The sequence below is a fragment of the uncultured Streptococcus sp. genome, assembly GCF_963518475.1.
In the GTDB taxonomy this organism is placed as follows: Bacteria; Bacillota; Bacilli; order Lactobacillales; family Streptococcaceae; genus Streptococcus.
The window spans coordinates 1-22,890 of record NZ_CAUQJA010000015.1; the positions used below are offsets into that span (position 1 = coordinate 1).

Sequence of the window (22,890 nt, forward strand, 5' to 3'; positions counted from 1 at the left end):
CTTTGGCGATTTCTTCCACGTTATCCGCAAATGGGAAGAAGGCATCAGAAGCAAGGACAGCGCCGTCAAGACGGTCTTTAGCTTGGTCAATGGCAATACGAACGGAGGCCACACGGTTGGTTTGACCTGGGCCAACGCCAAGTGTCATGTGGTCATTAGTCACGATGATACCGTTTGATTTGACGTATTTAATAGCTTTCCAAGCAAACTCAAGAGCTGTCGCTTCTGTCTCAGTTGGCTGACGTTTGGTCACCACTTGCCAGTTAGCCGGGCTTTCTTTCACCACGTCTTGATTTTGCACAAGAAGTCCACCAACTACACCTGTGTATTCTGCTTCCACTTTGCTAGCCTCTTGAGCATCAAATGGCAAGGCAAGGATACGCAAGTTTTTCTTTTTATTGGTCAAAATGGCTAGCGCTTCATCCGTATAGCTTGGTGCAATGATGATTTCAAGGAATACACCATGCATCTTCTCAGCTGTCGTAGCATCCACCTCACGGTTGAGAACGACAATCCCACCAAAGATAGAAACTGGATCAGACTCATAAGCATAGTCCCAAGCAGTCTCGATGTCATCAGCCTGACCGATTCCACATGGGTTCATGTGTTTGAGAGCCACAACGGTTGGACGGTCTTTAAAATCACGGATGATACGAATGGCCGCATCAGCGTCACGGATATTATTGAATGACAATTCTTTCCCATTGAGCTGTTTCGCTGAAGCAATCGAGTAGTCTGTCGGCAAAGCTTTCTGGTAGAAGTCCGCATCCTGCTGAGGATTTTCCCCATAGCGCATGGCTTGCTTGAGATCATAAGTCAAAGTGAGCTTTTCAGGTTTGCTTTCACCCACTTGAGCTGTAAAATACTCTGCAATCAAGGCATCATAAGCCGCTGTGTGACGGAAAACCTTGGCTGCCAGACGTTGACGGGTTTCGTAAGTGGTTTCGCCGTTGACTGACAATTCGTCAAGAACTACAGCATAATCCTCTGGGTCTACCACAACTGTTACGCCGGTATGATTCTTCGCTGCTGAGCGAAGCATAGATGGCCCACCGATATCGATGTTCTCAACCGCATCAGCGTACGTCACATCTGGTTTGAGAATCGTTTCCTTGAAAGGATAGAGGTTGACCACAACAAGGTCGATAAGCTCAATTTGATTATCCTTGGCTGCTTGAAGGTGACTATCCAAGTCACGACGAGCCAAGAGTCCACCATGGATATTTGGATGGAGGGTCTTAACACGACCGTCCATCATTTCTGGAAAACCAGTCACATCATCGATGGCAATGGTGTTCACCCCAGCATTATCAAGGGCAACCTTGGTGCCACCTGTTGAGATGATGTCCCAACCAAGTTTTTTGAGTTCTTGGGCAAATTCAACAATGCCCGCTTTATCTGATACGCTGATCAAAGCTTTTTTCGTCATTCTATTCCTCTTTCTTTAGGTCCAAGCGCATAGCGACTTCGTTATTTTCTTTTATAAATCCTGTTTCCTGAAAACCCAAACTAGTCAACAGGTGCTTCATTTTTTCATTTCCAACCACATAATCTGCGATAATATGATTGCAAGTGATATCCATCTGAGCCTTTTTGATCAGAACTTCCACAGCTTTTCGTCCATAACCTCTTCCTTGGTACTGCTGACCAATCATTATCCGCCAGATAAAGTATTCCGCTTCATCCTTATCTATTTCCAACAGGAGAAAACCAACTACAAGCTCATTCCAATAGATTGCCATTGGAAACACATCCCCATTCTCTCGGTAGAGCCATGCGTCAGCTAAAGAGCGGACATTTGGAGACACGAAACGTGCTCGTTCATCAGCTTCAGATATTTTCAAATCCAGCACTGCCTGAAAACTGCTCTCGTCTACTAATTTTATCTCAATCATTTTTGCTCCTAGCAAGATTGCAAAATCAAAACTTGATTTACTTCTTATCTTCTCCCTACTCCCAAACTATCCAGCACCTCCGGATACAACTTGTACTCTGCCTCATGAATCCGTTCTTCAAAACTGTCAATGGTATCATTAGCTAGTCGCGGAACACGCACTTGTTTGATAACCTTTCCTGTATCCACACCTGAATCCACCCAATGAATGGTCACGCCGCTCTCAGCAACGCCAGCATTCCAAGCATCCTCAATCCCATGAGCTCCTGGAAATTCTGGCAGGTAGGCTGGATGAATGTTGACAATCCGACCTTCATAAGCTGCCAGTAAAGTAGGCCCAACAATTTTCATGTAGCCTGCTAGACAAACCAAGGCAATCTGGTGCTCTTCCAAGAGTTCGACAAGGGCTGCTTCGTAGTCTGCCTTGCTCTCAAACTCCTTAAGTTCAAAAGCATAGGACAGAACGCCGAGCTTGTCTGCACGTTCGAGCACATAGGCGTCACGATGGTCTGAAAAGACAAACTCTACTGGAAATTCTTCGGCAATCACCTGAAAATTTGAGCCATTACCAGAGGCAAAAACCGCTATTTTTTTCATTTGATGATGACACTTTCGTTTTCTTTCTTGACGATACGACCAATTTCATAGACTGGTTCATTCAACAATTCCTTGACACGACTTACATTTTCAGGGCTGACTGCTAGCATAAGTCCCACACCCATATTGAAGATTTCAAACATTTCCTCATGCTTGATTTCACCGTATTTTTCAAGGGCTTTGAAAATTGGAAGCACTGGAACTTTGCTTTCATCAATCTCAGCAGCTAGGTCATCTGCAAACATACGAGGGACATTTTCGATAAAGCCACCACCAGTAATGTGGGCAATACCGTTGACCAACTCTTCCTTGATGAGTGGTAAGACAGCTTTGACATAGATACGAGTCGGCTCAAGCAGAACTTCCTTGAGCTGCTTGCCTTCCAATTCTGGTAAGACTTCCTCACCTGTGTAGTCGGCAAAAACACGACGCACGAGTGAGTAACCATTTGAGTGAATCCCACTTGACGCAAGTCCGAGAAGAACATCACCTTCTGCCACTTTTGAACCGTCAATGATTTGAGATTTTTCAGCCACACCGACCGCAAAACCAGCCAAGTCATAGTCATCTTCGCCGTACATGCCCGGCATTTCAGCAGTTTCCCCACCGATGAGGGCAGCTCCAGCCTGCACACAACCTTCTGCCACACCAGAGACTACTTGTTCTAGTTTAGCTGGTTCATTCTTCCCTGTCGCCACATAGTCGAGGAAATAGAGGGGCTCCGCACCCGCAGCAATGATATCATTGACACACATGGCCACACAGTCTTGACCAATGGTATCGTGCTTGTCGTATTTGATAGCCAGCATAAGCTTTGTTCCGACACCGTCAGTCCCTGAAATCAAGACGGGTTCTTTGACACCTGTTTTTGAAAGGTCAAACATACCACCAAAGCCACCAAGAGCTCCCATGACACCTGCACGCTCCGTACGAGCCACGTGCTTTTTGATCCGCTCAACAACTTCATAACCCGCTTCAACATCCACCCCAGACTGGGCATAAGCATTTTTTGTCATTTATTTATTCCTTTTCTTTTTTTGAGAAAGACTGCGACGTATTTTTAGATAAACAATTATTTTATCTAAAAATACTAGTCAGGTCTCTAGCTTTGGTCCCATAGGGGAAAGCGTCTACTGACAAATGCTTTAGCTTTTAGTCAGTAGTGAGACGTGGAGCGTACGCATTTTTATTTGCCATTTTATTTTTCCTTTTCTTTAATGGAGAATCTCAGCAACTCATTTGTAAAAACTAGTCTTTTCTTCCAAACTTCGACGATAGTCTTCTTCGTAGTCGTAGAGAGGTGTTGGGTAGTCACCGTCAAAGTAAGCGACACAGAGACCACCATTTGGCGCATCTGTTTCAATCCCAATCGAATCAATCAAACCTTCAACAGAAAGGTAAGTCAGACTGTCCGCACCAATGATTTGGCGAGTTTCTTCAATCGTATGATTGGCCGCAATCAGCTCCTGACGGGTCTGGATATCAATCCCGTAGAAACATGGATAAGCTAGCGCTGGACTTCCAATAGCAACGTGAACCTCGGTCGCACCTGCTTCTTTCAAGAGCTGGACGATACGGCGAGACGTTGTCCCACGAACAATGGAATCATCCACCATGACCACACGTTTGCCTTTCACAACGCCTGAAACAGCAGACAGTTTCATCCGCACCCCTTGCTCCCGCAATTCTTGAGTCGGTTGGATAAAGGTACGTTGAGTGTATTGATTCTTAATAAGTCCCATTTCATTTGGCAGACCAGATTCTTCTGCAAAACCCATAGCTGCGCTGAGGGAAGAATTGGGTACACCGACCACGATATCTGCCTCATGCTTGAATTCACGCGCCAATTGGGCACCCATACGTTTACGTGCAGTATGGACATTGACACCGTGGATATTAGAATCAGGACGAGCAAAGTAGATATACTCCATTGAACAAATCGCCAACTGGGTTTCATCTGTATAGCTGTCATACTGGATGCCCTTGTCATCAATGATCACAATCTCACCTGGCTTCAAATCACGAATCCACTCAGCACCAATGACTTCAAAAGCGCAGGTTTCAGAGGAAACAACCACCGCTCCATTGGCCATTTTCCCGATAGAAAGAGGACGGAAACCATTAGGATCAAGAGCCGCAATCAACTTGTCTTCAAACAGTAAGATATAGGCAAAGCCACCTTTGACAAGACTGAGCGCCTCCTTGATTTTGCCCATTAAGTTCGGATTATGACTGCGACGAATGAGGTGAGCCAAGATTTCCGAGTCCGAAGTCGCACTGAAAATCGCTCCTCTATCTTCCAATTCTTTCTTGAGAGAAGCCGCATTGGTCAAGTTTCCATTATGAGCCAAGCCAAACTGCATATCGTGAAAACGGAAGAGGAAGGGCTGGATGTTATCTACAGAAGCTTCGCCAGCAGTCGCATAACGCACATGCCCAATCGCACTAGTTCCTGTCAATTTATCCAAATTAGCAGGATTTCTGAAGACTTCTGATAAAAGTCCCATGTCACGATGGCGCTTCAATTGCCCCTGATCATTGGAGAGGATTCCTGCCCCCTCCTGACCACGGTGTTGAAGACTGTGGAGACCAAAATAGGTCAATTTAGCAGCATCTGGATGTCCCCAGATACCAAAAACACCACATTCTTCATTAAGAGATTTTACTTCGTATGTCATTTTTTATACCTAATTTTCATTTGCAATCACCAAGAGCTAAATCTACATGACTTTTACATTACTGATACTATCTATTAGAAAATCTGCAAGTCTTATTTTCCAGTAAAGTATTTAACCGCTGACGCGAACAGGTGCTGGTCTTTATTTCCTGGGATATTTTGGAAAAGACCTTCCTCATAACGTTCTGAGTGGCCCATCTTACCGATGATTTGGCCGTTCTTGCTGGTAATTCCTTCGATGGCATGGACAGAACCATTTGGATTGTACTTAGAATCCATACTTGGCTTGCCGTCAAAGTCAACATATTGGCTGAAAATTTGTCCATTGTCACGGAGCTCAGCAAATTCCTCAGCCGTCACGACAAACTTCCCTTCACCGTGCGAAACAGGAATAGCGTGGATATCTCCCACTTCCACTCCAGCAAGCCATGGTGAGTTAGTATTGGCAATGCGAGTTTCCACCATCTTGGCCACGTGTTGGTTGGCATCATTGTAGAAGAGGGTTGGGCTAGTACTAGCGGCTTCTTCAAAGTTCCCGTATGGAAGAAGACCTGATTTGACCAAGGCCTGGAACCCATTACAGATACCGATAATCAAGCCACCACGAGCGATAAAGCTATCAATAGCAGCACGCACTTTTTCATTGAGCAGGATGTTGACGATAAACTTAGCGGAACCATCTGGCTCGTCGGCAGCTGAGAAACCACCTGCAAAGAAGAGAATGTTAGCCTTGCCGATGTTGTCAACCATGGTTTCAACTGACTTGACAATAGCTTCTTCATTCAAGGTCACAAATGGCACTAAGTTGACCTCTGCGCCTTCTTTTTCAAATGCCTTAGCTGAATCATATTCTGAGTTGGTTCCTGGGAAGACTGGGATGTAAACCACCGGTTTTTCAACCTTTTCTTTGGCTTTAATCACAACATCTGATGCCACAGCTGGTACTTCAGCTAGTTCTTTCGCTTGAGTAAATTCTGTTGGGTAAACTTCTTCCAATTTTCCTTGGAAGGCACTGTCAAGTTTCTGTCCATCTAGCTTCACACCGTTGACAGTCAGTGTAAAGGCTGCTTTCGTTTGTCCAATCTTCTCTACTTCAGCAATTTCTTCAGGCGATGTGAAGACAAATCCGCCCAATTGTGCTGTCAAAGAACTTTCAAGTTCAGGCAAGATTACCTCCGCACCGATATGGTTCCCAAAGGTAGCAAGGGCCAAACTTTCAAGCACACCACCGTATTTAACAGCTGACGCAGATGTCACTTTGTAGCCAGCTTGGATGTCTTCAAACTGAGCAAAGTTAGACTTAATTAAGTCAAAATCAATCTCTGCTGAGAGTGCTTGGCCTGGAATGTAGTAGATATTCTCCCCAACAGCTTTAAATTCTGGAGAGAGCACATTACGGCTATCCGCTGTCGTCACCCCAAAGGCAACCAAGGTTGGCGGTACTGTCAATTCTTCAAAAGTACCAGACATAGAGTCTTTCCCACCGATAGATGGCAAGCCAAGCTGAATCTGCGCTTCAATTGATCCAAGAAGCGCTGCTACTGGCTGACCAAAACGCTCTGCTTGTTTATCCATGCGCTCGAAGTACTCTTGGTAAGAGAAGCGAGCCTTAGACCAGTTTGCACCAGCAGCTACCAAACGAGCAGTCGCTTCGATCACCGCATAAGCAGAACCGTGGTATGGAGACCATTCAGCTACATATGGGTTGAATCCTTGAGCCATGACTGACGCAGTATGAGTCACACCGTGTTGAACTGGTAATTTCTGCACAGATGCCTCAGTTGGTGTGAGTTGATAGCGACCACCAAGTGGGTGATTAACCGTTGAGCGTCCAACAGAGCAGTCAAAGATAGTCTGTAATCCTTTTTGACTCGCATGGTTGAGGTCAGATAGAACCGTAAGGGTATCTGCTTCAAGTGTGTCAGCAGATGTTTGACGTTCTTCTGGAAGTTTGACATCCTTGTCCACAACCTTAGCATTGACGACCACACGCACACCATTGGTGTCAAGGAAACAACGCTCCAAGTCCACGATTGTTTCACCATTCCAGTGCATGACAAGATTTGGTTTTTCAGTCACTGTCGCAACGACAACAGCGTCAATATTCTCTTTGTTACATTCAACAACGAAGGCATCGACATCCTCAGGACGAACCACCACAGCCATCCGTTCTTGAGATTCAGAGATGGCAATTTCGGTACCATTCAAGCCCTGGTATTTAAGAGGCACCTTGTTGAGGTCAATTTCAAGACCGTCTGCCAATTCACCGATGGCTACACAGACACCACCAGCACCAAAGTCGTTGGATTTCTTGATGAGACGAGTGACATCGCCATTACGGAACAGACGTTGAATCTTGCGTTCTTCGATGGCATTCCCTTTTTGAACCTCAGCTCCAGCAGTCTCTACAGACTCAACCGTTTGAACCTTAGAAGATCCTGTTGCACCACCGACACCATCACGGCCTGTCTTACCTCCAAGGAGGATAATGACATCACCCGCTTCCGGTTTTTCACGGACAACATTGCCCTTAGGAGCTGCTCCGACAACAGCACCAAGCTCCATGCGTTTAGCTATAAAGCCTGGGTGGAAGTATTCACGAACGTAGGTCGTCGCAAGCCCAATTTGGTTACCGTAAGAAGAATAACCATGGGCCGCTGTTTTAGAAATGACTTGTTGTGGCAGCTTACCATCACGCGTTTCCGAAATCGGTGCTGTAATATCTCCAGCACCTGAGATACGCATAGCTTGGTAAACATATGAACGACCTGACAACGGGTCACGAATGGCACCACCGATACAAGTAGCCGCTCCACCAAATGGCTCAATTTCCGTTGGGTGGTTGTGAGTTTCATTCTTGAACATTAGGAGCCATGGTTCTTTCACACCATCAACGTCCACTTCGATTTCTACTGAGCAAGCATTGATTTCGTCTGACACTTCCATGTCATCCAAACGTCCATTAGCACGCTCATAACGACCGAAAATAGTCGCCATATCCATCAAGGTTTGCGGTTTTTCCGTACGTCCCAACTCATCACGCATAGCAATATACTTGTCATATGTTGACTGCAATTGCTTTTGGAATTTAGAAGCTGAGAAGTCGATGTTTTTCAACTCTGTCTCAAAAGTCGTATGACGGCAGTGGTCAGACCAGTAAGTGTCCAAAACCTTGAGTTCAGTCTCAGTTGGCACGCGCCCGATTGACTTGAAGTAGTCTTGGATAAAGAGCAAATCATCCACTTCCATGGCCATCCCTTGCTCGACCTTGTAGCGGGCAAAGTCCTCTGCTGTATAGCTTTCAAAGAAAGTCAATTTCGGAATGGTTTTGTCTGACTCTGAAAACTCCTGCTTGGCAATCCCTACCGTGATGTCCTTGAAACGAGAATCAACTGGGTTGAGCAAGTAGTTCTTGACCGCTTCCAACTCAGTCTCATCAATATCTTTATTAACCAAGTAAAGTTGAGCAGTATTAACCGTTACATCACTTGAACTTCCTAGTAAAAGCAAAGCTTCCTGTGAAGATGCTGCACGCTGGTCAAACTGGCCTGGCAGGCTTTCAATAGCAAAGAAAGCATAGTTAGCAAGATCCGCCTGTACAGCAGCTTCATCCAAGACGTGGTCTGTCACCTGCTCAGAGAAGATGTGTTTCTCTGCAGGCGCAAACAAGCCCTCTGCCAAGTCAAATACATCATACACTTGTACAATACGAATACTTTTCAAGCTTGAAAGTCCCAAGTTATGCTGGAGTTCTCTAACCAAACTCTCTGACTTGACCTGAAAATCAGCCTTTTTTTCAACAAAAATACGTTTATCCATCAATCCTTATTCCTTTATTTCAGCTCTTGCAATATTCCTAAACAGCCTTGAGGCTGTTATTTCAATTCCTGCAACTTCTCCCAGACAACTTCGTAAACGTCTGTTAGTTCTCCTAATCCCCTACGGAGTGAAAAGGTCTGGGGGACCTTTTCAGCCTGAGTCCTTTTAGTTGAGAGACGAAGGTTTTCCGTTGCAAACAGATTATTTCAACCCCTGCAACTTTTCCCAGACGATCTCGTAAACATCTGTTAGCTCTCCCAATCCTCTACGGAAAACATCCTTATCCATGTGGTTGCCATCCGCATCCCACAAACGGCAGTTATCTGGTGAAAATTCATCTGCTAAGATAATCTTGCCATCCTTGTCAAAACCGAACTCTAGCTTAAAGTCAATCAACTTAAGCCCAATCTCAGCAAACCAGACTTTCAAGAGTTCATTGATTCGACGAGTTTCTTCCTTCAAGTAGGCAATCTGCTGGTCATCCGCAATTTGTAGAAATTTCACATGCTCGTCATTGATAAATGGGTCATCCAAATCATCATTTTTGTAGTAAAATTCGACAATCGGAGTCTCAAATGCGATTCCCTCATCCACACCAAAACGTTTTGAAAAGGAACCAGCAGTATAGTTGCGGAGCACGACTTCCAAAGGAATAATCTTAACCTTTTTATTGAGTTGTTCCGTGTCTGAAAGCTTCTCCACAAAGTGAGTTGCCACACCAGCCGCATTTAATTTCTCAAAAATAAAAGATGAAATCTGATTATTCAAAACTCCCTTGCCAGCAATCTGCTCCTTCTTAACACCATTGAAAGCAGTCGCCTGGTCCTTGTAAGTTGAAATAATAAGATTTTCATCCTCAGTTGTATAGATATCTTTAGCTTTTCCCGAATAGATCAATTGTTTTGACATTTTAAAGTTCGCCTTTCGTATTACTTGAGCACATTCTACCATAAAAAACCTAAAATTACAAGAATTTAACCGAATAAATAATGTAGTGATATCAAAAATCATAAAGAAAAAACTGCAAGAAGAATCTTTCTCACAGTTTTAAAATCATTTAACTCTAAAAACACGAACATTACTCTTTGTTCAAAAATTGATCCAAATAATAACGCAGGTAACTTTTCTTACCTGTAATCATCTGCAGGCGACCTTCCACCCCGTACCGAAGTTTTTCAGCCTGCTCAGAAGTTAGATTAGTCTCCGCCTCAATTTTAAAGAAATTCCCTTTTTCAGTCTTGGTAGCTGTCGCATCGATGCTGGTAATAGTAGAATCTAGGAAAAGCTGATTCTTGGCATCATGAGTCGTCGTATAGCGAACAGAATCACCGACCTTGATTCTTGCTATATCTTTTGAACTAAGATAGGCTGTGAGTTTAGCTTTCCCTTCTTTCTCCAAGGACGGATAGAGTTGGGCTAGTAGGGCACCTTCTGCTACCATGGTAGAATCACTGGTCTCAGGATTAAGATGAAGCACCCCATCCTCACTCGCCGTAATTTTCCCCTTGTCTAAAAGATTTCCCTGAACCTTCTTACCCGACTCTGCCTCCAAGATTTTCTGGTCTAGAAGGGTCAATTCCTGACCAACCTTTGCTAAGTGTTGGGATTTAAGGGACTCCAATTGACTGCTTAAGCCTGACGCATAGGCTTGCTGGGTACCTGAACCCGCATACTGGACACGGTAAGTAGCAAGACTGGATTCTAACTGAGAAAGCTGTGCTTCAACTTGCGCAACTGCCTGGAATTTAGCTTGGGGATTTTCCTCACTCTGAGACTTGTAGGACTGGTAGAGAGAGTAGGCTAGATTCTGACTGGCCAAGGAAGCACCTGTTTCAATAGCTGACTTAGCTGTCTGGTAATCGCGAATTTTAGCCTCTGTTTGGCTGATGAGGTTGCCGATTTCGACTTGGGTTTGGCTAGCTGCTGCATTCTGGGACGCGATGGTCTCGTTTTGTTGCGATGTACTAGCCCTAAGACTGCCTGCTTGACTGATGTAGTCGCGAAAGGTGGCTTGGTAGCCAAACTTATCCTCCTCTGGAAAGTAATCCGTCCCTTCTTGCAGGCTCTTTTGCAAATACTCCAATTGCTTTTTTTGATCCTTGAGCATGTCCAACTGACTGGCATAAGACTCCGCTTGGACACCCTCTGCCCCTTCCTGATATTGAACAAGAAGCTCCCCCTTCTTAACCAGCTTATTTTCTTCCAAATGATTGACAAGAATACGATTGTTGCTAGTTGACTGGATATTTGCAAGGATACGGCTAGGCTCAACAGTAGCTCTAGTAGACAAACTCATCTCCTTCTCTGCAAATATTGCAAAGCCAAGTAAAAACACGAGCAGAAGGGACATGGGGACAATCACCCGACTGGAAAAATTATGGTAACGACGATTATAAAACTCCGCACTTTCTAAAAATTCTGGTTTCATCCTCTCCTCTTTCTAGCTATTCACCAAATGGGCGTAAAAGCCACCCTGTGCAAGCAAATCAGTATGCTTTCCTTCTTCAACAATCTTGCCCTGATCCAAGACAACAACCTTCTCTGTCCGCTCAGCAATGGTCAAGCGGTGAGCAATGAAAATCAAGGTCTTGTCTAAAGCCATAAGATTATCGACAATTCGCTTCTCTGTCAGAATATCCAAACTGCTGGTCGCCTCATCCAAAATCAAGACCGGCGCATCTGTCAAGAGAGCACGCGCCAGAGCGATTCTCTGACGTTGACCACCTGAAATTCCTGCCCCATCCGAAGTCAATTCTGTCTGGTAATTCAGTGGCATGCGCTCGATGTCCTCCCGAATCTCTGCCAATTCAACCGCCCGTAGGATATCCTCTTGAGTCGTCCCCTCCTTGGCTCCCAAAAGAAGATTGTCCAAAATCGTTCCGTTAAAGACATAGGGCTGTTGAGGCAGATAGTTGATATACTGGCGCAGGGCTTTTTTATCAATCTGATTGAGATTGACACCACCCAGACTAATCTCTCCCTGACTTGGATCATAAAAATTAACCATCATCTTGGCCAATGTCGTCTTACCTGACCCTGAAATCCCCACAAAAGCCACCTTAGACCCTTGGGGAATGGTCAAATTGATATCCGACAAGACATCTCGACCATAGCCATACTTGTAGGAAACCTGCTTGAAGGTCATCTCTCCCTTCATCAAGCTCAGATCCTCAACTGTTTTCTTCTCCTCAAACTCAGAAGCTACCAGATAAACCTCATTCAGACGGTTATTGGCAACCTGCGCTGTCTGAAGCTTGGTTTGCAGATTGATGATATTTTCCAAAGGATTGGTAAAGTAAACAAGCAAGGTATTATAGGTAATCAACTGCCCCAAACTCATCTTGCCATCCATGACCAGAACAGCTCCCATCCAGAGAATGCCGACATTGAGTAAGAGATGGGCAACTTTTTTCAGAGCCTTTTGCTGACTCTCTGCCCGACTATAGGTAAAGGATTTCTTCAGATAATCCACAAATTCCTTGTCAATTTTTTGGTAACGCTGACTTTCACTGGTCAAGGACTTGATAGTCTCAATACCGTTGATGTCCTCAATGATAGAAGAAGACAGAACCGCATTGGCTTCCATGGTATCCCGATTCATCTTTTCAAACGGCTTCATAAAAGCAAAGATAATCACTGTGTAGATAGGTAGTGCCAATAAGGTCATGAAAAAGAGATTGGTATTTTGCGAAAATAAAACAAGGGAAATAATGACAACCGTTGACACATCTAGGAAAATCGAAAGAATGGTCGAAGCCAGCGCATCGATGATACTGTTAGCATCCGTGAAACGAGACACGATTTCCCCTGTCCGACGTGTTGCAAAAAAGGACATAGGCAGGTGAAAAACATGCTTGATATAGGACAAAATCACATCAATAGACAAGCGTTGCCCCAAAACAAGTAAGAGATACTCCTGAGCATAAGACAAGATCTGCTGAAGAATATAAACAATCACCAGCCCAATAGAAATAATCCCCAGCGTCGAACGCATCTGATCTGGCACATAGGTATCAATGATAGACTGCAGATAATAAGAACCCACAATGTTAATCAAGGTCACCAAGAGTGTTGCCAAAACGATATTAGCAATCAAGCCACGCTGCTTCACTAATATAGGGATAAAAGAGAGCAGACCATTCTTTTGATCCTTATGAGGCTTATAGTCTGGACTCGGTGCCATAAAAAGAGTCACTCCTGTCCATTCTTCCGCAAAACGCTCACGTGGCAGTTTAGTCAACTTCACCCCAGGATCTGGATCAGCAATATGAATGCTATCCTTATCCTGCCCAGTCACCACATAGTAGTGGAGCAATTTCCCTTCCTTAAGCACATGAGCAACAAAAGGAAAAGTCAAATCTGGCAAGTCAAAGAGCGTCATATCCGCCTTAATGGCCCGCGTCTCAAAACCAATCTCCTCTGCCACCTTGACCAAGCCCAAAGCCGTCGTCCCATCCATGGTCGTCTTGGCCAATTCTCGTAAGTGTGCCAAAGAATAATAACTACCATAATAGCCAAAAACCATAGCCAATGAAGCTACACCGCAGTCCATCTGATCCACCTGCGGACGATAGTGACGTTTCCCAAATTTCATATTCATCTCCTTTTTCCTAATACTCATCTGATAACAACTATCTTACCCCAATCACCAAACAAAAACTGGACTTCCTCCCCAAATGCGCCTATCTCCCTCCCAACTGCACTTTTTGGATAAAAAAATAGGCAGAACAAACGTCCTACCTACTAAAAATATGGTATGAAAGGAAATTGATTTTTTACTGACACCCTAGGCAATCTTGGAACAAATAAATCATTGATAGTAACATTCACGACATCCTATTTATTACTACAATTTCTAATGTCCCTGTTATTTCTAAGCCACCTCTGGTATGATCTATTACTAGTCAGAATAGATAACACCGTTCTAAATTACGATTCATAGTTACTCCTTTTAAACTCCGATGTGATGCATTCTGAGATTATACCCTAGTCATTTTAGCGCAGACTAACAAGTCATTCTTAGCTACTTACTCTACTTGCTTTTTATTGACCTTATATCCTAGATAAAAGAGCCCAAATAAAACAGGGTAAATTTCTGGATAAAATAGGGTATTGATCGGATTTTTCAAAATCAAATACGTTGCGATGTAGATTATGAGCGATACGGTAAAATAACCCTCAGCAAAACCTAATAAAAATGTTTTCATGTTAGACTCCTATTTACCTGATAAGAAATGGCGGAAAGTTCTGCCATTCACATGCACAAAATCCCTTTGATTCAGATTCATCATTTATATCTTTGATTATTTTTTGACAAATCTTTGCGAAAAATACCAAAATATCCTGCGAAAAGCAAACCAACCAAAGTCCATTGCCAATTAAAGGATACTAACGAACCTGTACGAATCACATGAAGCGCGACATTAAGAGTTATTCCCAACAAAGGAAATATCGTGGCTAGTTTAGGTAACAATGTATTGAGATTAAGGTTGCGATTATTCATTATCTAACGCCCACGACGAGCCAAATCTGAACCAAATGTGTAACCAGCCCCAAATGCGCCAAATGCAATAGCACTTAGGCCAAATATAATCGAAATAGGTTCAATTCCTCCTTCAATTACTTGCAAATCTTTCTCATCAACTACTTGAAATTTATCCATTCTTTTCTCCTTTACTTCTATATAATAAAATGAATACCATTAAAAACAATGAAATTGTTGGTATATTAAAATCATCAAACCATGTAGGTAAGGGTAGCTTATTCACATCAGCTACCAACCTGATAATTGTATAAGATATTGAACTAAGTAATACCATAAGCTCAGGCCAAATCTTCAACATTAATTTAACAAATTTCATATATATCTACAAAATTATGGTCGATTAGCATAATATCCTGCAGCTATACCCGCACCTGCTGAAACTGTAGCAAGCGCAGCTACACCTCCAATTAATTTCCAACCAATAACTACACCACCAATAATAATTGGTGCAATTCCTCCATCTACATTCATCAACTCTTCTTCTGTAAGAGCTACAAAGTTCTGTTCCATTTTGTCAAAATTTGTCATCTTTTTTCTCCTTTATTTCTATTTTTTAGTTTACGATTTCTGGCTCTTAAACCATTTTAAAAACCAGAATAGATAAATTACTGAATTCCTTTTCGTCTCACTTATCTATTTGAGAAGTGATTTAAAATGAACAGGTAGATCTCATTTATTTTAAATACCATTTGATAAACCATGGCAATAAGATTGGTAAATACATCGCGTAGTCTCCTTCCTTTTCCTCTTACTTATCTATTCGAAAAAAATTTCGAAAATGTACAACTAAATTAAATTTTATTTAAAAAATAATTTAATGAACCACGGATACAAGATTGGTAGATACATAAACCAGACTCCTTTCTTTTTTCCTCTCACTTATTTATTCGAAAAAGAATTCGAAAATGTACAACGAAATTAAATTTTATTTAAAAAATAATTTAATGTACCATGAATAGAAAATTGGTAGATACATAAACCAAACTCCTTTCTTTTCCTCTTACTTATCTATTCGAAAAAAAGTCAAAAAAATAAGAATATCAGAAAATTTTCCGACATTCTTATTGATAAACTCATCCAAGTCTAACAGATATTAGGCATTGAGATGTTTTTTAAGGGTTCTTCTGGCTGTTCGTGATACGGGGAAGTGCAAGCCTTCTAACAAGGTCACTTCTGTGGCAGTCATCTCTTCAATGGCCTGTAAACTGACTAAAGTATTGCGATTGGCATAGACAAAGTAATCTTTTTCAGCCTTGGCAGCGATATCCTTAAGACTGCCGTAAATGGTCTTGATAGAATGATTGGCATAATAGACCTTGATACGATGGGATTCCACTGAGGTTTCAAAGGCTAAAATCTCATGGTAGGGCAGAGTAAAGCCCCGTCTTCCCTCAAAACTATAGGTGAAGAGACGCATATTTTCCCTCTTGTCCACTGCCAGTACATAGTCCAGACAGCGCTCCAACTGATGACGGTAATCTTCCTCTGGCTGATCCTTGGAAATAAAATCCAAGGCAGACAAGTGATAGCGAAAAGCTAGAGGCAAGGCCTCCGAGTGCGTGGACACAAAGACAATGCTTGTAAAAGGATCCCGCTCCCGAACCTGTTGAGCAACCTGAAAGCCCCGTTCACGCTCTCCATCAATCTCTAAATCCAATAAATAGAGCTGGTAATGGTCAAAATACTGAGAATACTTTTCAACGTCTCCATAGTTTTTGGCAATATCAATTTCCAATCTCAAATTGCGAGAGCGACCAATATCTAGTAAAGTCTGCTCTATACGCCCCTGCTGTACTCTATCATCTTCCAAAACTAAAATTCTCATTCCTCTCCCCCTCGTTTCTCATCCTTAAATGGCAATTCTAAATCTTGTCTAAAAGTCGTCTCTCCTAGCTGGGTATCTAAGTTTAAATCATAATGAAAAACCATATCCTCCAAGGTTGCTAAGCCCAGTCCACTGTGGTTACCCTTGGTCGAATAACCCTTTTGACTGAGAATGCTGGGATTCAGTTCTTCTTTCTTACGAGTGTTTTCAATGATAAAACGGACACTCCTATCGCCTGCCAACAAAGCAACCCGAATCTGCGGATTTTCAGTTTCACTCGCTGCCTCTAAGGCATTTGTCGTGAGGATAGAGAGGATACGGATAGCCTCCAACATCGGCAAATCCAGCTCTTCGACAACTCCCACCGTCTCCAAACTAAAATGAATTCCCTGATTATCTGCCACAATCATGACTTTTGCCAAGGTATTGCGAATGGCTATGTCATGGATATTATGAAGATTAAAGGCTGTGTAATCCGCCTTTCTCAGCTTTTCATTGGTCTTCAGAAAGACATCTTGATAAATGGTAGACACCTCAGCCATGTCTTGATTCGCTATGGCAGGCTCCATGCTGGCGACAATCCCTGCAAAATCATGGCGGAAACCTCGAACCTCATCATAGAGATGACCCAGCTTGTCCACCATTCCTTGCAAGGAACGATTTTCTTCTTCCTGTCTCTGAATGGTCTGCTCATCACGATAAACCTGCTCTAAATGCTTGATGTAAAAGAGCCAAGAGAAAAAGAGAATGAAAATCAGGAGAGAAATAGTCGTATCAAATCGAACGTAGAAAGGGTTACATCCCCCAGACATGATGGATGAAAAAAGTCTAAAACCAAACAATAAGGACAATATCCACAAACTTTTCATCATTAGCGATTGAAATTTATCTAAAAATAAGATATTGAAATCAATTCCCCATCGTCTTAAAATGACAACAGACAAAAACAACGAAATCAAACTAAATACAGAATTAAATCCACTATGCAAAAAATCAGATAGTTCAGAGTAGTCAAATATCAATCGTATTATAAATGTCAAAACCAAATATCGAATACTTTGATAAAACACAAATAGATAAAGTGCAAGAAAGAGAGCTTCCTTCTTCTTTTTCTTTAACACAATCCAAAATATTATATAAAAGAATAATAAATTGGCAACATGCGAGAAACTCGGAAAAACGAAGGTAGCAAATAGCTGAAAAACTACCAAAAGAAATATAGAGCGTTTGTCATAAAATGCTTTAGAGAGTTGACTACCTAGATAAATCGGAGGAGCTAAAATATTGATTAAAATCAATATAAACACTAAAAATTCAAGTAATATAATCATAAATCCGTTTAATTAACTCATTAGTAGCAAAACACTAGCTTTGCTTTGGGAATAGATATCACCAACTGTAAATATCTTCAAATTGTTCCAATTCTACAAATGTATTTTTCATTTTCATGACAAACTCCTTTTCATAATTTTATATCCTCTCTATCCCCTTATAAATCTACAAAAGGCCTTAGTTTCTTTTAAAATACAAGAAATCTAAAGCCTCTTGAAAATGATTTGCACGTTTTATTTTTTATATTCGTTGTGAAGATTGCTTATCTATTTATTTTACCACAAGAACCTTGTAATATTCATACTTATTTGGCTGTGTAATCTTAATTTTTTGACCATAGAAACCATCGATTTCTTTATCACGATAATCTATAAATCTTGATGGCAAGCGCTTCATCTTAAGAACCTCACCAGATTGGTCTGCATATACAAGTAAGTGATGGTGTGTTGTAGCCATACCATCATCAATCAGTACAAAGTAACCTGTTTTGAGCTTACCTTGTCCATTATCTAAATAGTATAGTTTATTGTTATTGATTGTGAAGTTATCAAATCGAAGTCGTACACCTGGGTCTTCTAGATAAAGATCATTGCCAACTTTTTTGATTTCTGATCTAGTTGTCATCTCTGGAAGTGGTAATACTCTACGACCATCTGCTCCAAAGTAATACCGACCTGGTAGATTTTGGAAATTACGAATAACAGCTTTAGGATCAATTTCTTGTCCTTCTTCTTTATTATCTACTAAAGCTAAGGTTGTATTTGCAACCTCATCCCCATATTTTTCGGAAAACTTCTTGAACTCAGGTTTGATATACCAAGTGTTTTTATCCACGATAACATCAGTAAAGTTATTTCCGTCAAATTTTGCTTTAATCAGATATTCATATCCATCGCCTAAACGAACAATGTCACCATGTTTATAAGGGCTATTTTGTAAAGTGAACATATGGCCATCCTTGCTGAGAATATAGCCTGTCCCATCACTAGAATTTACAACTCTATCAGAGGCCATTGCACCTGATTGTTCGAAATAATACCAATTATTATCTATGCACTCCCAACCTGTCTGCATAGAACCACTAAAACGAAGATAGTACCATGTAGACCCTTCTTTGTACCAACCTGTACGCATAGCTCCACTATCTGCTAGTGAATACCAGGTATTGCCTTCCTTGTACCATCCAGTACGCATAGCCCCACTATCTGCTAGTGAATACCAGGTATTGCCGTCTTTGAGCCAGCCTGTCTGCATTTTACCAGAACCATCGAAGTGATACCAAGAGCCAGCATTTTGTACCCATTTATTTTTAGCTAAGCTTCCATCTTGAGAAAGATTCCAGTCAGCGCCATTTTTAACCCAAGTATCTGCAGCCTGTGCTTGATTGATTGACAAAAACAGACCAGCACCTGCAAGCAAACCAAGTGTAAGTAGTTTAGATTTTTTCATAGCCATTTCCTCCTATTCTATAGCGAAATGAACATGACTTCCTAGTAAACAAAGCTGTTCGCTTTTCCGTTTTACTCTGTCAGACGTCTTATTTCACAACAGAAACATTTCCTGTCTTACTATCGATTTTAACAGTTTGACCGTAGAAACCGTCAATTTCTTTATTAAGATAATCTGAAATTCCTGTTGGCAATCGTTTCATTTTAAGAATTTCACCAGATTGGTCTGCATAAACAAGAATATGATAGTGATGATAGCTTGGTCTATCATCAATCAATGCAAAATAACCTGTTTTGAGTTTGCCATTAGCACCATCTAAATAGTATAGTTTATTATTATTGATTGTGAAGCTGGTAGCTCCAAGAAAAAGTCGTGCACCCGGATTTTCTAGATAGACATCATTTCCAACTTTTTTAATCTCTGAATAGGTGGTCATTTCTGGTAAATTTGTTACGCGACGACCATCTGCCCCAAAGTAATACCTGTTTGGTAAGTTTTGGAAATTTTTCACGACAGCTTTAGGATTAATTTCTTGTCCTTCTTCCGTATTATCTACTAAAGCCAACATCGTATTGGAAACTTTATCTCCATATTTATCAGAAAACTTCTTAAATTCAGGTTTTATGTACCAAGCATTTTTTTCAACAATGACTCCATCTTTTGTATAAATAAGGTGATAATCATAACCATCAGACAAAGTAACAATATTTGTGATAATTGTATCATCCGCTTGAGATTGTTCAACCTGACTTGGGAGTTTGGTTAACAGATATCCATCCTTACCAATGACATAACTTTCCCCATCACTGGCTGGAACAGCTCTGTCTGCGACCATTGCACCTGATTTTTCAAAATAAGACCATTGACCATTTGCAGTTGCCCATCCTGTTGCCATAGCGCCACTGCCTTTTAGGTAGTACCAAGTAGACCCTTCTTTGTACCAACCTGTGCGCATAGCACCACTATCTGCTAGTGAGTACCATGTGTTACCTTCCTTGTACCAGCCAGTACGCATAGCGCCACTATCTGCTAGGGAATACCATGTATTTCCGTCTTTGAGCCAGCCTGTCTGCATTTTACCAGTGCCGTCGAAGTGATACCAAGAGCCAGCATTTTGCACCCATTTGTTTTTAGCGAGACTGCCATCTTGTGAAAGATTCCAGTCAGCACCATTTTTTACCCAAGTATCTGCAGCCTGTGCTTGGTTGATAGATAAAAGTAGACCAGCACCTGCAAGCAAACCAAGTGTGAGTAGTTTAGATTTTTTCATAGCCATTTCCTCCTTTATTGAATAGTTACCAAAAAATATTTTTCCATCATAAACATTCTACATAACTCCTAATAATCCTTAAGAGTCAACCAACACCTTCTTTCTATCATCATTGCCCACCCCACACCTTTATGATATACTAAATATAAATATTTTCCTAAAACTTCTACTTTTGGAACATTTTTGGAGGCAAAAATATGCGGTGGGATATTGGTTCAGTTTATAAATACATTCGTAAGTCAAAAGGGATTACACAAAATGAGGTCTGTGGTGACTACATTACTCATTCTAACTTATCTAAGTTTGAAAATAATCATTCTACTCCTAGGTATGATACTATGGAGTTGCTTTTGAGGCAAATTGATATGAGTTTCGATGAATTTCATTATATTTGTCAACATTACCAAATGGATTCTCGTAAGAAATTATTTTCAGAATATTATCAAGTCATTTCTTCACCTAATCTAGAAGAAATGAAGACACTGCTATCAAAATGTCAAATTTATCTAGATGAAGTGCAGAATGATATTCCAATAGAACATGCTGTGAAAGAACTAACCATTTTTATAGAAGTGATTGAAAATCAGTTTTCCGATAAAGCTCAAGCCTTGGCTGAGGAGTTATGGAAAGAATTGGAAAAAAGAGATCAGTGGTTCCTATCAGATTTACGATTGCTAGTGATGATTATTTTCCATTTCCCTATTGATTCACTAGAAATGCTACGTCAAAGACTTGTAAAATCTCTAAATAAATACACAGATTATCGTCCAATTCAAAGTATTCATTACTCCATTCTAGCCAATATGACACGAATGTACCTTGAAGCAGGGAAGAAAGATGACTGTCTATGCTTAATTCAAGAATGTCTTGATTTAGCAAAAATATTGAAACGGTATGATTTATTAGGTGTAGCTCAAGTACGTCTGGGAATTGTTAATGAAGATCATACTATGATTAATAAAGGATTATCCTTACTAGAATCAACAGATGAAAGTCGATTACTAGAAGAAATGAAAAGAGAAGTTAGTGATTATTATCAAGCAGATTTTTTTGAAACAGAGACCAAACAGTAACTATTACTTTATGAATAAAAGCGAACATGACTTCCTAGTATACAAAGCTGTTCGCTTTTTTCGTTTTACTATGTCAGATAGTTTATTTCACAACATAAACATTGCCTGTTGAACCGTCGTATCGAACAGTTTCTCCATAAAAACCGGAAAATCCTTTTTCAATATAATCACGGAAATCATTAGGCAAAACTTTCATCTTCACGATTTCACCAGATTCATCTGCATAGCCCAAAATATGGTGATCTTTAGATAATAATCCGTCCATAAACATTGTAAAATATCCAGTTACAAGTTTACCATTATCATCATTGGCACCTCTTAGATAAAGTTTATTGTCATTAATTGTCAATCCAGATGAATCTAGACTAATAACTGGACTTGAGTTTTTAAGATAAAGTTCAGACCCAACTTTTTGAATAGGGAAGTGAGTAGTGAATTCTGGTAGATTCGCAACCTTACGTCCATCTGCTCCAAAGTAATACTTATTTGGTAAGTTTTGGAAATTCTTTATGACAGCTTTAGGATCAATTTCTTCCCCTGGTTTTTTATTATCAGTAATGGCATCTAAAGTATTTCGTTTTATATCGCCAATCTTTTGATAAGAAAAACGTTCAACAATAGGTTTGATATACCAGGCATTCTTTTCGATAACAACTCCATCTTTCTTATGAACAAGGTGATAGTCATAACCATCAGACAAAGTAACGATATCTGTAATAACTGTATCATCAAAAGGATCTTGTTCAACCTGACTTGGGAGTTTGGTTAACATATAACCATCCTTACCAATGACATAACTTTCCCCATCGCTTGCTGGAACAGCTCTATCTGCTACCATAGCACCTGATTTTTCAAAGTAAGACCATTGACCATTTGCAGTCGCCCATCCTGTTGCCATAGCGCCACTGCCTTTGAGGTAGTACCAAGTAGCCCCTTCTTTGTACCAACCAGTACGCATAGCGCCACTATTTGCGAGTGAGTACCATGTGCTTCCTTCCTTGTACCAGCCAGTGCGCATAGCGCCACTATTTGCGAGTGAGTACCATGTGCTTCCTTCCTTGTACCAGCCAGTGCGCATAGCGCCACTATTTGCGAGTGAGTACCATGTGCTTCCTTCCTTGTACCAGCCTGTCTGCATTTTACCAGAACCGTCAAAGTGGTACCAAGAACCAGCATTTTGCACCCATTTATCCTTAGCGAAACTGCCATCTTGAGAAAGACTCCAGTCAGCACCATTTTTAACCCAAGTATCTGCAGCCTGTGCTTGATTGATAGACAATAGTAGACCAGCACCTGCAAGTAAACCAAGAGTGAGTAGTTTAGATTTTTTCATAGCCATTTCCTCCTAAAATAGATAAATCCAAAGTAAGAAAATCAAATAGAAACGAAGGCAAAATAGATGTCAGGTT

Annotated in this window: 20 protein-coding genes; 1 reads left to right on the plus strand and 19 read right to left on the minus strand. The window is 41.2% G+C overall.

All coding sequences use genetic code 11. The features are described 5' to 3' along the window. From purH to RYK12_RS07025, 18 genes are all read right to left on the minus strand, one after another. A partial coding sequence (gene purH, locus RYK12_RS06940; RefSeq protein ID WP_314848027.1) for a bifunctional phosphoribosylaminoimidazolecarboxamide formyltransferase/IMP cyclohydrolase occupies positions 1–1,429 on the minus strand: 1,429 nt, incomplete at its 3' end. Position 1,430: 1 nt separating this feature from the next. Then, entirely contained in the window at positions 1,431–1,895 is a 465-nt protein-coding gene (locus tag RYK12_RS06945; RefSeq protein ID WP_045610814.1) for a GNAT family N-acetyltransferase, read from the minus strand. Positions 1,896–1,939: 44 nt separating this feature from the next. Beyond that, positions 1,940–2,491 carry a phosphoribosylglycinamide formyltransferase gene (gene purN / locus RYK12_RS06950; RefSeq protein ID WP_314848032.1) on the minus strand — a complete coding sequence of 184 codons (552 nt, stop codon included), beginning with the start codon at positions 2,489–2,491 and terminating at the stop codon, positions 1,940–1,942. Continuing rightward, positions 2,488–3,507 carry a phosphoribosylformylglycinamidine cyclo-ligase gene (gene purM, locus RYK12_RS06955; protein ID WP_314848034.1) on the minus strand — a complete coding sequence of 340 codons (1,020 nt, stop codon included), beginning with the start codon at positions 3,505–3,507 and terminating at the stop codon, positions 2,488–2,490. The genes purN and purM overlap by 4 nt, the downstream gene beginning before the upstream one ends. A gap of 219 nt (positions 3,508–3,726) precedes the next feature. Further along, positions 3,727–5,169: an amidophosphoribosyltransferase gene (gene purF, locus RYK12_RS06960; RefSeq protein ID WP_314848036.1), complete on the minus strand. Its 1,443-nt coding sequence runs from the start codon at positions 5,167–5,169 to the stop codon at positions 3,727–3,729. Between the two features lie 92 nt (positions 5,170–5,261). After that, positions 5,262–8,987 (minus strand): phosphoribosylformylglycinamidine synthase, encoded by a 3,726-nt coding sequence (locus tag RYK12_RS06965; RefSeq protein WP_314848037.1) that lies wholly within the window; start codon positions 8,985–8,987, stop codon positions 5,262–5,264. Positions 8,988–9,043: 56 nt separating this feature from the next. Next, positions 9,044–9,187, minus strand: coding sequence for a phosphoribosylaminoimidazolesuccinocarboxamide synthase (locus RYK12_RS06970; RefSeq protein ID WP_080890703.1), 144 nt, complete (start codon positions 9,185–9,187; stop codon positions 9,044–9,046). 1 nt (position 9,188) lies between these two features. Continuing rightward, positions 9,189–9,896 carry a phosphoribosylaminoimidazolesuccinocarboxamide synthase gene (purC, locus tag RYK12_RS06975; protein WP_000043296.1) on the minus strand — a complete coding sequence of 236 codons (708 nt, stop codon included), beginning with the start codon at positions 9,894–9,896 and terminating at the stop codon, positions 9,189–9,191. A gap of 169 nt (positions 9,897–10,065) precedes the next feature. After that, complete coding sequence (comB, locus tag RYK12_RS06980; protein ID WP_314848039.1) at positions 10,066–11,415, minus strand: competence pheromone export protein ComB; 1,350 nt, start codon at positions 11,413–11,415, stop codon at positions 10,066–10,068. Positions 11,416–11,427: 12 nt separating this feature from the next. Next, the gene (comA, locus tag RYK12_RS06985; RefSeq protein ID WP_060627293.1) at positions 11,428–13,581 is read right to left on the minus strand and encodes a peptide cleavage/export ABC transporter ComA; all 2,154 of its coding nucleotides are present in this window, start codon (positions 13,579–13,581) and stop codon (positions 11,428–11,430) included. Between the two features lie 433 nt (positions 13,582–14,014). Further along, positions 14,015–14,194 (minus strand): hypothetical protein, encoded by a 180-nt coding sequence (locus RYK12_RS06990; RefSeq protein ID WP_000846993.1) that lies wholly within the window; start codon positions 14,192–14,194, stop codon positions 14,015–14,017. An 80-nt stretch (positions 14,195–14,274) separates the two neighbouring features. Continuing rightward, entirely contained in the window at positions 14,275–14,490 is a 216-nt protein-coding gene (locus RYK12_RS06995; RefSeq protein WP_080550793.1) for a bacteriocin immunity protein, read from the minus strand. A gap of 3 nt (positions 14,491–14,493) precedes the next feature. Then, positions 14,494–14,649, minus strand: a complete 156-nt coding sequence (locus RYK12_RS07000; RefSeq protein WP_000357248.1) for a smi_0061 family bacteriocin-like peptide — start codon at positions 14,647–14,649, stop codon at positions 14,494–14,496. Between the two features lie 213 nt (positions 14,650–14,862). Beyond that, the gene (locus RYK12_RS07005) at positions 14,863–15,060 is read right to left on the minus strand and encodes a class IIb bacteriocin, lactobin A/cerein 7B family (RefSeq protein WP_000180825.1); all 198 of its coding nucleotides are present in this window, start codon (positions 15,058–15,060) and stop codon (positions 14,863–14,865) included. 565 nt (positions 15,061–15,625) lie between these two features. Further along, positions 15,626–16,357: a response regulator transcription factor gene (locus tag RYK12_RS07010; protein WP_261203694.1), complete on the minus strand. Its 732-nt coding sequence runs from the start codon at positions 16,355–16,357 to the stop codon at positions 15,626–15,628. Beyond that, positions 16,354–17,229, minus strand: a complete 876-nt coding sequence (locus RYK12_RS07015) for a GHKL domain-containing protein (protein ID WP_314848047.1) — start codon at positions 17,227–17,229, stop codon at positions 16,354–16,356. Before RYK12_RS07015 ends, RYK12_RS07010 begins: the two co-directional genes overlap by 4 nt. 730 nt (positions 17,230–17,959) lie before the next feature. Further along, a complete protein-coding gene (locus tag RYK12_RS07020) occupies positions 17,960–19,138 on the minus strand; it encodes an N-acetylmuramoyl-L-alanine amidase family protein (protein ID WP_314848049.1) in 1,179 nt (392 codons plus the stop codon). A gap of 88 nt (positions 19,139–19,226) precedes the next feature. After that, positions 19,227–20,408, minus strand: coding sequence for an N-acetylmuramoyl-L-alanine amidase family protein (locus RYK12_RS07025; protein ID WP_314848052.1), 1,182 nt, complete (start codon positions 20,406–20,408; stop codon positions 19,227–19,229). A 197-nt stretch (positions 20,409–20,605) separates the two neighbouring features. Between RYK12_RS07025 and RYK12_RS07030 the strand changes: the two genes are divergently transcribed. Further along, on the plus strand, positions 20,606–21,481 hold the full coding sequence (locus tag RYK12_RS07030) for a helix-turn-helix domain-containing protein (RefSeq protein WP_001267147.1): 876 nt from the start codon (positions 20,606–20,608) through the stop codon (positions 21,479–21,481). An 82-nt stretch (positions 21,482–21,563) separates the two neighbouring features. Here RYK12_RS07030 and RYK12_RS07035 read toward each other — a convergent pair whose 3' ends face one another. Continuing rightward, positions 21,564–22,814: an N-acetylmuramoyl-L-alanine amidase family protein gene (locus RYK12_RS07035; protein WP_314848054.1), complete on the minus strand. Its 1,251-nt coding sequence runs from the start codon at positions 22,812–22,814 to the stop codon at positions 21,564–21,566. Positions 22,815–22,890 lie beyond the last annotated feature (76 nt).